At 71.1% G+C, this 12,335-nt stretch carries 13 protein-coding genes; 3 read left to right on the plus strand and 10 right to left on the minus strand.

Annotated elements, in window-relative coordinates; genetic code table 11:
* Nucleotides 1–141: 141 nt before the first annotated feature.
* From VH914_09970 to VH914_10010, 9 genes are all read right to left on the minus strand, one after another.
* Nucleotides 142–1,572: a phosphatidate cytidylyltransferase gene (locus VH914_09970; protein HEX4491519.1), complete on the minus strand. Its 1,431-nt coding sequence runs from the start codon at nucleotides 1,570–1,572 to the stop codon at nucleotides 142–144.
* Between the two features lie 59 nt (nucleotides 1,573–1,631).
* On the minus strand, nucleotides 1,632–2,186 hold the full coding sequence (gene frr, locus VH914_09975; protein HEX4491520.1) for a ribosome recycling factor: 555 nt from the start codon (nucleotides 2,184–2,186) through the stop codon (nucleotides 1,632–1,634).
* Nucleotides 2,186–2,926 (minus strand): UMP kinase, encoded by a 741-nt coding sequence (gene pyrH, locus VH914_09980; protein HEX4491521.1) that lies wholly within the window; start codon nucleotides 2,924–2,926, stop codon nucleotides 2,186–2,188. Before pyrH ends, frr begins: the two co-directional genes overlap by 1 nt.
* Nucleotides 2,927–2,970: 44 nt before the next feature.
* Nucleotides 2,971–3,813 carry a translation elongation factor Ts gene (tsf, locus tag VH914_09985; protein ID HEX4491522.1) on the minus strand — a complete coding sequence of 281 codons (843 nt, stop codon included), beginning with the start codon at nucleotides 3,811–3,813 and terminating at the stop codon, nucleotides 2,971–2,973.
* Nucleotides 3,806–4,777, minus strand: coding sequence for a 30S ribosomal protein S2 (gene rpsB, locus VH914_09990; protein HEX4491523.1), 972 nt, complete (start codon nucleotides 4,775–4,777; stop codon nucleotides 3,806–3,808). The genes tsf and rpsB overlap by 8 nt, the downstream gene beginning before the upstream one ends.
* 265 nt (nucleotides 4,778–5,042) lie before the next feature.
* Entirely contained in the window at nucleotides 5,043–5,225 is a 183-nt protein-coding gene (locus VH914_09995; protein ID HEX4491524.1) for a hypothetical protein, read from the minus strand.
* A 196-nt stretch (nucleotides 5,226–5,421) separates the two neighbouring features.
* Nucleotides 5,422–6,255, minus strand: coding sequence for a M23 family metallopeptidase (locus tag VH914_10000; protein HEX4491525.1), 834 nt, complete (start codon nucleotides 6,253–6,255; stop codon nucleotides 5,422–5,424).
* Nucleotides 6,256–6,351: 96 nt separating this feature from the next.
* On the minus strand, nucleotides 6,352–7,152 hold the full coding sequence (whiG, locus tag VH914_10005; GenBank protein HEX4491526.1) for an RNA polymerase sigma factor WhiG: 801 nt from the start codon (nucleotides 7,150–7,152) through the stop codon (nucleotides 6,352–6,354).
* Complete coding sequence (locus VH914_10010; protein ID HEX4491527.1) at nucleotides 7,149–8,030, minus strand: tyrosine-type recombinase/integrase; 882 nt, start codon at nucleotides 8,028–8,030, stop codon at nucleotides 7,149–7,151. The genes whiG and VH914_10010 overlap by 4 nt, the downstream gene beginning before the upstream one ends.
* Nucleotides 8,031–8,143: 113 nt before the next feature.
* Between VH914_10010 and VH914_10015 the strand changes: the two genes are divergently transcribed.
* Entirely contained in the window at nucleotides 8,144–9,328 is a 1,185-nt protein-coding gene (locus VH914_10015; protein ID HEX4491528.1) for a M28 family peptidase, read from the plus strand.
* 21 nt (nucleotides 9,329–9,349) lie between these two features.
* Here VH914_10015 and VH914_10020 read toward each other — a convergent pair whose 3' ends face one another.
* Nucleotides 9,350–9,670, minus strand: a complete 321-nt coding sequence (locus VH914_10020) for a hypothetical protein (protein ID HEX4491529.1) — start codon at nucleotides 9,668–9,670, stop codon at nucleotides 9,350–9,352.
* Nucleotides 9,671–9,819: 149 nt separating this feature from the next.
* Between VH914_10020 and VH914_10025 the strand changes: the two genes are divergently transcribed.
* Entirely contained in the window at nucleotides 9,820–11,316 is a 1,497-nt protein-coding gene (locus tag VH914_10025; GenBank protein HEX4491530.1) for a YifB family Mg chelatase-like AAA ATPase, read from the plus strand.
* On the plus strand, nucleotides 11,313–12,335 hold a 1,023-nt coding region (locus VH914_10030; GenBank protein HEX4491531.1), incomplete at its 3' end, for a DNA-processing protein DprA. The genes VH914_10025 and VH914_10030, both read left to right, overlap by 4 nt.

Genomic DNA, 12,335 nt, shown 5'->3' on the forward strand with positions numbered 1-12,335 from the left:
GTCGGCGTCTCACGGGCCGACCGGACCCCGGGTTCTCAGCAGCCGTGACTGGCCGAGCCGCGAGCGGAGCGAGCAGTGCGACTTCGCTCGCTCCCATCCCGCGTCACGGAGCGGCGAGCGAAGCGAGTGCGACCAGAAAACTCAGAAGATTTTGAGGTGCAGGGCCAGGTAGTACGTGATGGGGAGGCAGAAGAGCAGACCGTCGAAGCGATCGAGCACGCCGCCGTGCCCGGGCAGGAAGGATCCGAAGTCCTTGAGCTCGAGATCGCGCTTGATCATCGACTCGCAGAGGTCGCCGAGGATCGAGCCGATGCCGACCGCGATGCCGAGGTACAGCGCGTGCTTCGTGTCGGTCCACGGATGGATGCGGTGCACGACGAGCAGCGCGAGCACGACCGATGCCACGAAGCCGACGAGCGTGCCCTCGACCGTCTTGTTCGGCGAGACGTTCGGCGCGATGCGCGACTGCCCGAACTGCGAACCGAAGAAGTAGCCGATCACGTCGTAGGACACGGTGCAGATCGCGGTGCCGAGCACGAGACCGACACCGTCGGGCGATTGCAGCAGCAATCCCGCGAAGCCGCCGAGCACGCCGACGTAACCGAACGTGAGCACCGTGCTCGCGATCCCGCGCACCGGGCGGCCCGGCGTGACGCGCCACAGGAACCACAACATCGAGAACACGGTGACGAGCGCGAAGAACACGGGATACGCGGCCGTGCCGTCGTGCTTCGCGGCGAACACCATGCCGACGGACCCGAGCAGCGCGAGGACGGTTGCGGGATGGTGCCCGCGACTGCGCAGCGCGTTGGCGAGCTCGAGCGCGCACATGCCGACGATCGCGGCCGAGAGGACGAGCGTCCACGTGCGTCCGAGGCTGAGACAGATGAGGGCCACGACGACGATTGCGCCCGCGGTCAGCAACGCGAGCGGAAGATCACGACCGCTCGGCGCCGGCAACATCTCGGCTTCGGGCTCCTCGACCGGCGGGCGCGGCCGAGAGCCACCGCGCCGGCGGCGCGCCGCGACCTGCGCCGCGAACGCGGCGTCGTCGTCGGGCGGGGGCGCGTCGGCGAGCGCACCGATGCGCGTGGTCTCGCCGGTCGTCTCGTCGCTCAGGTCGTCGAAGGTCTCCTCGGACCACTCCGAGCTGTCGGACCGATAGCGCGGTCCGCCGGAGGGGCCGGAGGAGAACGACGCCCACGCCGACAGGTCCTCGTCCTCGTCGTCGTCACCGAACACCGCGGGCAGTTGCCCGGTCGCGGGCTCGGTCCAGTGCGGCAGCGGCGGCGATTCGGCCTCGACCGGCTGCGCGCGCACGAGCCCCTCGGGCTCGTCGTCGTAGTCGGTGTCGACCGGGCGCGGGAACACCTGGATCTCGCCGCGCTCCTCGGCTTCGGCGATCGCGGCCTCGCGCTGCTGGGTCGCGGACCACGTGCCCTCGCGACCACCGGAGTGCTCGCTCGCTGCGGCGCGCGCGGCGCGACCCTCGTTCTCGAGCACGGCCTGCGCTTCCTCGGCGCCCAGAATGCGAACGCCTTCGGGCTGATCTCGGTCTTCTCGGTCGGACATGACCCTCCCCGGCCCCCGTCACGCCAGGCTAACGAGAGCCCGGCTCCTGCGCGCGGCCGTCACACCTCGAGGAGCTCGTGCTCCTTGTGCGCCAGCATCGCGTCGATCTCCGCCACCGCTTCGTGCGTGACCTTCTCGAGGTCCTTCTCGATCCGGTCGAGCGCGTCGCGCGACAGGTCACCGTCGCGCTCCTGCGTCTCCAACTCCTTGCGGACGTCGCGGCGGACGTTGCGCACCGCCACCCGGCTCTCCTCCGCGCGGTGCTTCACGACCTTCACGAGATCCTTGCGCCGCTCCGTCGTCAGCTCGGGAAACGTGAGGCGCACGAGCGCGCCGTCGTTCGACGGGTTGACGCCGAGGTCGCTCTCCTGGATCGCGCGCTCGATGCCCTTGATCGCGGCCTTGTCGTACGGCGAGATGACGAGCACGCGCGGCTCGGGCACCGAGAAGCCGGCGATCTGCTGCAGCGGGACTTCAGTCCCGTAGTAGTCGACCTTGAGCTTGTCGACGAGCGCCGGCGTCGCGCGGCCGGTGCGCACGGCGGCGAACTCTTCCTGGAGGTGTATCACCGCCTTGTGCATGCGGTCCTTGCACTCGACGACCTTGTCGTCCATCACTCCTCTCCCTTCGAGCTGACGAGGGTTCCGATCGGCTCGCCGAGGAGCGCGCGCCGGATGTTGCCCGCCTCCATGACGTCGAACACGATGATCGGGAGCGAGTTGTCCATGCAGAACGTGATCGCGGTGGAGTCCATCACGTCGAGCCGCCGGTTCAGCACCTCGAAGTGCGTCACCTCGGTGAGCTTGACCGCGTCCTTCACGACGCGCGGGTCGGCGCTGTACACACCGTCGACGCCCGAGTGGGTGCCCTTCAAGATCGCTTCGGCACCGATCTCCGCGCCGCGAAGCGCCGCAGTGGTGTCGGTCGTGAAATACGGGTTGCCGGTGCCGGCCGCGAAGATCACGAGCCGGTTCTTCTCGAGGTGTCGCACCGCGCGCAGCGGGATGTAGGGCTCGGCGACCTGTGCCATCGAGATCGCGGTCTGCACGCGCGTCGGCTGCCCCAACGCTTCGAGCGCGTCCTGCAACGCGAGCGCGTTGATGACGGTCGCGAGCATGCCCATGTAGTCGGCACGGGCACGATCCATGCCCCAGCGCGCGCCGGCGAGACCGCGGAAGATGTTGCCGCCGCCGACGACGACCGCGATCTCGACGTTCAGCTCGGCGTGCGCCTTGGCGACCTCTTCCGCGATCCGGCCGACGATCTCGGCGTCGATGCCGTACCCGATCCTGCGGTCGGCAAAGGCCTCACCCGAGAGCTTGAGCACGACCCGGCGGTAGACGCTCTCACTCATGCGCGTGGTTCCCTTCGCTCTCGGAGAGCCGACGTGCCCGACCCCTACTCCTCACCGATCTTGACGCGCACGAAGCGCTTGACCGCGGCACCCGAGCCGAGTGCCTCGAGGAGGCCCGCGATCGTGACCTTGTTGTCCCGCACGAACGGCTGCTCGAGCAGGACCACCTGCTTGAAGTAGCCGCCGAGCTTGCCCTCGACGATCTTCGGGATCGCCTGGTCGGGCTTGCCCTCCTCGCGGGTCTGCGCCTCGAGGATGCCGCGCTCGTGCTCGATGTCGGCCTCGGGCACATCGGCCCGGCTCACGTAGCGCGGCGCCGCGCTCGCGATGTGGAGCGCGAGATCGTGCGCGACCGCGCGCGCCTTGTCGCCGTCGCCCGCACCCGTGACCTCGACGAGCACGCCGATCACACCCCGCTCGTTCTGGACGTGCTTGTACGCGTCGAGCACTCCGTCGCTCGTCTCGTAGCGCGCGATCCGGCCGAGCTCGATCTTCTCGCCCAGCGTCGCCGAGAGGCCGGCGAGCTCCTCGCCCACGGTCGCGCCCGCGAACTTCTTGTCGGCGATTCCTTCGTCGCCTTCGCTGCGCACGAGCGCCACGAGGTCGGCGACGAGCTGCTTGAACTGCGGGCCCTTGGCCACGAAGTCGGTCTCGCAGTTCACCTCGACGAGCGCGGCGACGCTGCCGTCGAGCGTGACGTCGACGGTGCCCTGATCGGCGCTGCGGCCTTCGCGCTTGCTCGCGCCGGCGAGGCCCTTCTCACGGAGCCAGTCCTTGGCTGCGTTCATGTCGCCGTCGCATTCTCCGAGCGCCTTCTTGCAGTCCATCATCCCGGCGCCGGTGATCTTGCGCAGCGCCGCGACGTCCTTCGCGGAGACGTCAGCCATTGTCGGCGCCACCCTCGCTCGCCGCCGGCGCGTCGGCCGCCGCGGGCTCGGGAGCCGGCGTGTCGGCCGCGCCGTCCTCGCTCGCGCCGGTCTCGGTTGCGCCGTCCTCGGTCGCGTCCGCGGGTGCGGCCGCGCGCGGCGCGGCGGCGCGCGCCTCGATGCGCTTCTGCTGCTCGGCCGCGGCGTTGCGGGCCTGCGCCTGCTGCTCGGCCTTCTTGCGCATCGCCTCGGGGTCGAGCGGCTTCTGATCGGCGACGTCCTCGGCGCGCGTGCCCGGACGCGCGTTGCGCTTCTCGGCGATGAAGTGGCCCTCGACGACGGCGTCGGCGATGACGCGCGACAGCAGCGTCGCCGAGCGGATCGCGTCGTCGTTGCCGGGAATGACGTAGTCGATGACGTCGGGGTCGCAGTTCGTGTCGACGACCGCGACCACGGGGATGCCGAGCCGGTTCGCCTCGGTGACCGCGATGTGCTCCTTCTTCGTGTCGATCACGAAGATCGCGCTCGGCACCCGCTCGAGGCGCTTGATGCCGCCGAGGTTGCGCTCCAGCTTCGCGGCCTCGCGCCGGACCTTCAGGCCTTCCTTCTTGATCATCTGGTCGACCTCGCCGGAGTCGATCATGCGCTGCAGCTCGCGCAGCTTCGACACGCGCGCGTGCACCGTCTGGAAGTTCGTGAGCATGCCGCCGAGCCAGCGGAAGTTGACGTACGGCGAGCCCGAGCGCAGGGCGTGCTGCTGCACCGGCTCCTGCGCCTGCTTCTTCGTGCCGACGAACAGGACCGTGCCGCCGTTGGCGACCGTGTCGCGTACGAAGCGGTACGCGGTGTCGATCGAGCCGAGCGTCTGGTGGAGATCGAGGATGTAGATCCCGTTGCGCTCGCCGAAGATGAAGCGCTTCATCTTCGGATTCCAGCGTCGGGTCTGGTGTCCGAAGTGGACGCCTGCCCCGAGCAGCTGCTTCATCGTGACGACGGGCGTCTGGGTCGGATTCGTCGCTACGGCCACGGCCGCGCCTCCCTTGGTTGGTGCTTCCGCCCGCGCGGACGCCGATCCCGGATCGTCCGGGGGCGCCACCTCGGGTTCACGGGCGGATGTCGTCGGTGAGTCGGTGGGTGGGGTCGGCGAGCCGGACGGCCGGCCTTCCCGCTGGCCAGGAGGTCCCCGGCCGGCGGCGAGTGTAGTCGGCGCCCTTTCGGCGACTCCCTGGCCCCGGGCCGGCGTCAGGCGGTCAGGGTCGTTCGGGCACGTAGACGTACCGGGGCTCGTCGTCGAGGTCGTCGAGGACGTACACGCCGACCCGATCCCGCTCCACCTCGAGCGGGAACGGCCGGGTGACGAGGAACCCGTAGCCCGCGCATGGACCACCCACGCAGGGCACGAGGACCCGGCCGCCTGCCGGCTCGGTCTCCACGGCCGCGACGCTACGCGTCGTCGGGCAGCTCCGCCGGGCCGGGCCGGCTCGAGGACGACTGTGCGGCTCGAACCCACACCGCTCGTCGGCCGCTCCGCCGACGAGCGTCGGATGCGGGACCGGCATTGCCGAACGGGAACGGCGAACGCGTCGCCGCGCCGAGGTCGGCACCGGCGCCGAGCAGACGCGCGGCGCTCTATTCGCGCGACCGTCGACGAACCCGTCGCGACGTTTTGGCCCGTCGTCGACGGCGCCGCGCCGCGACCGCGACCGTCGCGGCCGCGAGCCCGGCGACGGGCGCCGCGCCGACGGGGCTCCACGCGGTGGACGACGCCGGCGCGCGCGATCGCGCGGCAGTCGGCATCGCGCGCGCGGCGGGCGCGCGCGGTGGGTCCGCCGCCTGCCCCGGCATCGACCACCACGACGGCGGCGGCGACATCGGCGAGCGCGCCTCGACGCGCACTTCGTCCGCGATCACGGCGAGCTCGTCGTTCGCTTCGCGCGCGGCGACGGGCGCCGACGCGAACGATCCGCCGTGCGGCTCCGCGAGGTGCACGATCGCGCCGAGGTCGGGCGGGCCGAACAAGAGCATCGGATCGATGTAGTCGTCGCCGACGCGAACGCCGAAGTGCAGCACGTCGGCCGCGTGCTGCGGTCCGGTCCCGCCGGTCGTGCCGACGGTTTCGCCGCGCGCGACGTGCTGCCCGCGCACGACCGCGATCGATGCGAGGAACGAGTCGGTCGTGCGCACGTCGCCCGCGTTCAGGACGACGACGTGCAGGCCCGCGCCGACTCGACCTGCGAACACGACCGTGCCGTCGTTCGCGGCGCGCACCGGTGTGCCCGAACGAACGCCGAAGTCGACGCCGAGATGACCGGGACCGAACCGCGTCGTGGGCGGATCGAAGCCGCGCACGACCGGTCCGTCGACGGGTCGCGTCCACGGACCGCTGGGAAACGCGAACGCCGGAGCCGCCGGCGCGATCACGAACGCGCCGAACAGAACGATGAAACCAAGAAACCACCGCACTCGAACCTCCACGACCGCGAACACGTCGAACGGGGGAAGTTCGGAGGGAAGTGCGACGCCGTGACCGTAGCAACGGCCTACGACAGTGTCGACGAGCTAGGTGACGAGACCGCGTTCCGGTGTCGGCTCCGACAGCCGCGAGCGCAGCTGGAAGATCGACTTCGTGTGGATCTGGCAGACGCGGCTCTCGGTGACGCCGAGGACCTGTCCGATCTCCGCGAGTGTGAGGCCCTCGTAGTAATAGAGCGTCAACACGAGCCGCTCGCGATCGGGCATGCGGTTGATCGCGTCGGCGAGGACCTGGCGCATCTCCTCGGTCTCGAACGCGGCGACCGGATCGTTCGCGGTGTCGGCGATCGTGTCGCCGAGGGTCGCGCCCGCGGCGCGGTCACTGCCCGCCGCGAGGAGCTCGTCGAGCGCGACGAGTCCGACGAACGAGATCTGCGACATCACGCTCGCGAGCTCGTCCTCGGTCATGCCGAGCTCGACCGCGACCTCTTTGTCCTCGGGGGTGCGCTTCAGCTCGTTCTCGAGCTTCGAGTACGCGCGCTCGATGGAGCGCGCCTTCGCCCGCACCGAGCGGGGCACCCAGTCGATCGAGCGGAGCTCGTCGATGATGGCGCCCTTGATGCGGGAGATCGCGTACGTCTCGAACTTGAAGCCGCGGTCGGGATCGAACTTGTCGATGGCGTCGATGAGCCCGAAGATCCCGTAGCTCACGAGGTCGGTCTGCTCGATGTTCTGGGGCAGACCCGCGGCGACTCGGCCCGCGACGAACTTCACGAGAGGCGAATAGTGCAGAATGAGTCGTTCGCGAGTCTCCTGGGAACCGGCACGCTTGTACTCGGTCCAGAGCTCGCCGATGACGTCGGCCGCGTCGTCCACGTTGTCCTTCACGCCCGCGGGTGCGTGTTCTCGTACACGGCTCTCAATCGGTCACGAGTGACGTGAGTGTAGATCTGGGTGGTCGAGAGGTCCGAGTGGCCCAGGAGCTCCTGGACCGCCCGCAGGTCGGCGCCCCCCTCGAGCAGGTGCGTGGCGTAGGCGTGGCGCAGGGCGTGGGGATGGAGGATCCGGCCGTCCGGGAGCGGGTTCCGTTCCAGGATCCGGCGGGCGTCCCGGGTGCTGAGGGCCCGGCCGAGGCGGTTGAGGAAGATCTGGTCGGGTGACTCGGGGCGGGCCAGCGCCGCCCGTCCCGAAGCGAGGTAGGCGCGCACCGCGTCGAGGGCGGGCGCGCCGAGCGGGATCCGCCGTGTCTTGCTGCCCTTGCCGACGACGGTGACGACGCGCCGGCGGAGGTCGAGGTCGGACTCGCGGAGATCGCAGCACTCGGCGACGCGCAATCCCGCGCCGTAGAGCACCTCGAGCACCGCGCGGTCGCGGAGCACGATCGGGTCGAGGTCGTCGTCGAGCGCGGCACCGTCGAGCAGATCGAGAGTCTCCTCGCGACGCGGCACGCGCGGGAGTCGCCGTCCGCCCTTCGGCGCGCGTAGCGAGCGACCGGGATCACTCGTGATCACGTCGTGCCGGCTGAGGTAGCGCGAGTACGCGCGCACCGACGCGGCCTTGCGCGCGATCGTCGAGCGCGCGAGCCCGCGCGTCGTGAGGTACGCGAGGTAACGGCGCAGCACGCGGTGGTCGAGACCTTCGGGCTCCGGACAGCCGCCGCGCTCGGCCCACATCACGAACTCGCAAACGTCGTGCTCGTAGGCACGGCGCGTATGCGGACTCGCCCGCGTGAGCGATCGGTTGAAGGGCTCGACGGGCCAGGACATCGCCCGTCCACGGTACCGCCGCGCGCCGGACACCCTTGACCACGTCGGGTGGTGACCGCCCGGAGCCCGCACGGCTACGGTCGGGCGAGCATCGATCGACCGGGGGGGTGCCGATGGGTGGGATCGGAGTCAGCCGCTGGGCTCGGATCGTGGCATTGGCCGCGATCCCGATGCTCCTTTCCAGTTGCACCTGGTTCGACCTCGCCCACCTCGCGAGCGACGCGACCGAAGGTCGCGACAACGGCACTCCCGGCTCCGCACTCGCGCGGCGGTACCTCGTCGATCAGCTGAAGCCGATCGCGAAGGGCGCCAACACCGCGCTCACCGGCGACGACGCGTACACCCAGCCGATTCCGGGCGGCACGAACATCGTCGCCGTCATCCCCGGCTCCGATCTCGCGAGCCAGTACGTCATGGTCGGCGCGCACTACGACCATCTCGGGCACAGCTGCCGCACCTCCGACCCCGCGGACACGATCTGCAACGGCGCGACCGACAACGCGGCCGGCGACGCGGCGCTCCTCGCGATCGGCCGTGCGCTCGCGAGCGCGAAGCCGCCGCCGCGGCGGTCGGTGATCCTCGCGCTGTGGGACGAGGAAGAGGACGGACTCCTCGGCTCGAAGTACTACACGCAGCACCCGCTGATCCCGATCGCGCAGACCGTCGCATACGTGAACTTCGACATCCAAGGCGCCAACCTCCGGCCGAGCGTGCGCAACGACACGTTCGCGGTCGGCGCGGAGAGCGGTGGGTCGGCGCTGCAGAAGATCGTGCGGAAGGCTTACTCGGGGTCGACGCTCGACGGCGGTCTGTTCAGCGCGGTGTTCGGCGAGGGTCGCAGCGACTACGCGAACTTCCTCGCGGCGCAGGTGCCGACCGTCTTCTTCACCGACTCGACCGGTCCCTGCTACCACACCGCGCAGGACGGGTTCGGGGTCGTCGACTTCAACAAGCTCGACCAGCAGATCGACGTGTCGCTCAACGTCACGCGCGTGCTGGCGACGACCGCGACGCCACCGACGTTCGTGTCCAACACGCCCATCGCGGCGTACGACGACGCGGTGCTGCTGGGCAAGCTCGGCGATCAGTTGCAAGCCGACAATGCGCGCTTCGACGCCTCCGACCGCGCCGCGTTGCGCACGCTGCGGCGCGACGTGCACGCGATCATCGCCGCCGGACCCGCCGCGTTCGACCAGAACGCGATCGTCACCCTGCTGACCGACGCGGCGTCGGCGGTGCAGATCCTCACGCACGGCTCGTGCGACGGATTCTTCGGACCTCCCGCGTCGGTGCGCTGACGTCGCAGCGCAGGTCGGGCGTCAGCTCGAAGAGCTCGCGAAGGTCCAGAAGGGCGCCGGATATTCGCGTCGCAGCACCGGCAGCACCTCCACCCAGTCCGCGTCCGTGAGCGCGTCGACGGCACTGACCGCGATGCGGCCGTCGTCGTGCACGTCGAAGCCCCAGCCGAAGCCCGCGAGTGGAACGACGCGCCGCGGCTTCAGCTCCATCACCTCCGTGATGGGCGTTGTCGCGAGGAAGCTGCGGGCGCGCCAGTGCACTCGGGCACGATCGCGGCGCGAGGGCGAGTCGAACAGCACCGGCTCCGTGCCGTACCGGCAATACGCCGTGCTCCACTCCACCGCCGCGCCTCCTCGTCGGTGTGGTCAGGGTGGCCGCTCGGAAACCGGCACGCCAGGACGTTCACTGTCCGACCCCTCCCGTACGGTGCCCCCAACGTTCGTGGCCGCGTGTAAAGGCCTCCCGTTCTTCGCCACACCGGGAGGCTCCGATGCTCGCATCCATCCACAGCGCCACGTTGCTCGGTATCGCCGGACAACCCGTCCGGGTCGAGGTGCACGTCAGCAACGGTCTGCCCGGCTACTGCGTCGTGGGCCTCCCCGACGCCGCGGGACGCGAGTCGCGCGAGCGCGTCCGCGCCGCGCTCCTGTCGTCGTCGCTTCCTTGGCCGCAGCGCCGCATCACCGTCAACCTCGCGCCCGCGGCGGTGCGCAAGACCGGCTCCGGGCTCGAGCTCGCGGTCGCGGTCGGGCTGCTGGTCGCGTCCGACGATCTGCCCGACAGCGCGCTCGACGGCGTCGGCGTGCTCGGTGAGCTCGGCCTCGACGGCGGCGTTCGCGACATCCCCGGCACGCTCGCGCTCGTGGACGCGCTCCGCGGTGTCGGCGTGCACGAGATCGTGGTGCCCGCGGGCGTCGCGGCCGAGGCGATGCTCGTCGACGGAGTGACCGTGCGACCGGCGCGCTCGCTCGCCGAGCTCCGCGACTGTCTGAAGGGCGAGCTTCCCTGGCCCGATCCGCCCGAGGCACCCCCGCCTCCGCCGCCCGATCCGGACGCGCCCGATCTCTCCGAGGTGCGCGGCCTCGCCGGCGCGCGCCGCGCGCTCGCGATCGCCGCCGCGGGATCACACCACTTGTTGTTGGTCGGTCCACCCGGCGTGGGCAAGACGATGCTCGCCCGACGGCTGCCCTCGATCCGCACGCCCCTCGATCCCGAGCAGGCACTCGAGGTGACGCGCATCCATTCGGTCGCCGGCTTGGCGCCGTCGGGAGTGTTGCTGCGCGACCGACCGCTGCGCGCACCGCACCACAGCAGCTCGACGGCCGCGCTGATCGGCGGCGGCAGCAACGGTCGGATCCGGCCCGGCGAGCTCACGCTCGCGCATCGAGGAACGCTCTTCCTCGACGAGCTCGCGGAGTTCGGACCGGCGGCCTTGGAGTCGTTGCGGCAACCGCTCGAGGAGCGGGTCGTCCGCATCAGCCGCAACGGAGCGACGCTCGATCTCCCGGCCGACGTGCTGCTGGTCGCGTGCTGCAACCCGTGTCCGTGCGGGCTCGCACGCCGGAACTGTCGCTGCAGCGATTCGCAACGGCACCGCTATCGCCGGCGGCTCTCCGAACCGCTCCTCGACCGGTTCGACCTCCGGCTCGTGCTGGACACTCCGGGGCCCCACGAGCCCGTCGGCCCGACCAGCGCGGAGATCCGCGCCCACGTCGGGGTCGCCGTCGCGCGTCAGGAACGCCGGTACCGCGGACGCGCGTGGGAGCGGAACGCGCACGTGCCCGCGAGCGCGCTCGAACGAGATTCGCCGTTGCCGGCGTCGACCGCGCAGCTCGAGCGCGTCATCGCGAGCGAACGCGAGCTGAGCGCGCGCGGGATCGTGCGACTCCGTCGCGTCGCGCGCACGATCGCCGATCTCGACGACCGTGACGACGTCAACGACCTCGATCTCCTCGAGGCCGCCGAGCTGCGCGAGGACGTGCTGTGATCGCCACGACCACTTCCGGCTTCGCGCCGGGTGCGCTCGACGCCGACGCGATTGCCGCGGCTGCGCTCGCGAGCCTCCGCAGCGCGACGCCGTCGCGCCTGCACCGGCTCTTCACCCACTTCGGCGGTCCCGCCGGCGCGCTCGCAGCCGTACGCGCCGGACGCGCATCACCGGCGCTCGCCGCCGAGCCGAACGGCGACGCGATCGCGCGCCGGTGGGCGCGTGATGTCGACCCCGATCGCGTCGAGTCGCAACTACGTGAACGCGGCGCTCGGGTGTTCGCGGCCGGCCGGCCCGGGTTTCCGATCGACCTCGAGCTCCGCGACGCTCCCGCGGTCCTCTTCGCCGAGGGCGACCGGCCCGAAGTTCTCGACCGCCCTCGAGTCGCGGTCATCGGCACGCGCGCGGCGACGCCCGGCGGGCTTGCGGACGCGCACGCGATCGGTCGGTTTCTCGCCGAGCAGGGGATCACGGTCGTCAGCGGGCTCGCGCTCGGCGTCGACGGCGCGGCACACCGGGGCGCGCTCGAGGTCGGGGGCGGCGCGATCGGTGTCGTCGCCACGGGCCTCGAAGCCGACTATCCGCGCCGCCACAAGGCCTTGTTCGACGGCGTGCGGCGGCACGGTCTCCTCGTCGGGGAGCACGGCTTCGGCGTGCCGCCCTCGCGATCGCGTTTCCCGATCCGCAATCGCATCATCGCGGCGCTGAGCGATGCCGTGGTGGTGGTCGAAGCGACGGCAACGGGCGGGTCGCGCTACACCGTCGACTGGGCGATCGAGTACCACCGCGAGGTCTTCGCCGTCCCCGGCTCGCGTCGCAACCCGGCCGCGGAGCTCTGCAACACGCTGATCCGCGACGGCGCGCACCCGCTGCTGCATCCGTCCGATGTCGTCCTCGCGCTCGCGCAGGACGCACCGGCGTCGTCGGGGTACGCCGCGATCGCGGCCGACCTCGGCGGCGACGGCGGGTGGGATCGGCCCGCCGTCGTGCTCAGCCCACCGGCGCGGCGGCTGTTCCGG

The sequence above is a fragment of the Acidimicrobiia bacterium genome (genome assembly GCA_036271555.1).
In the GTDB taxonomy this organism is placed as follows: domain Bacteria; phylum Actinomycetota; class Acidimicrobiia; order IMCC26256; family PALSA-610; genus DATBAK01.

Bases quoted from the DNA above. Each gene is read 5' to 3' on its own strand.
- VH914_09970 (HEX4491519.1), bottom strand. From the start codon at position 1,572: ATGTCCGACCGAGAAGACCGAGATCAGCCCGAAGGCGTTCGCATTCTG.
- frr (HEX4491520.1), bottom strand. From the start codon at position 2,186: ATGGACGACAAGGTCGTCGAGTGCAAGGACCGCATGCACAAGGCGGTG.
- pyrH (HEX4491521.1), bottom strand. From the start codon at position 2,926: ATGAGTGAGAGCGTCTACCGCCGGGTCGTGCTCAAGCTCTCGGGTGAG.
- tsf (HEX4491522.1), bottom strand. From the start codon at position 3,813: ATGGCTGACGTCTCCGCGAAGGACGTCGCGGCGCTGCGCAAGATCACC.
- rpsB (HEX4491523.1), bottom strand. From the start codon at position 4,777: ATGAAGCAGCTGCTCGGGGCAGGCGTCCACTTCGGACACCAGACCCGA.
- VH914_10010 (HEX4491527.1), bottom strand. From the start codon at position 8,030: ATGTCCTGGCCCGTCGAGCCCTTCAACCGATCGCTCACGCGGGCGAGT.
- VH914_10015 (HEX4491528.1), top strand. From the start codon at position 8,144: ATGGGTGGGATCGGAGTCAGCCGCTGGGCTCGGATCGTGGCATTGGCC.
- VH914_10025 (HEX4491530.1), top strand. From the start codon at position 9,820: ATGCTCGCATCCATCCACAGCGCCACGTTGCTCGGTATCGCCGGACAA.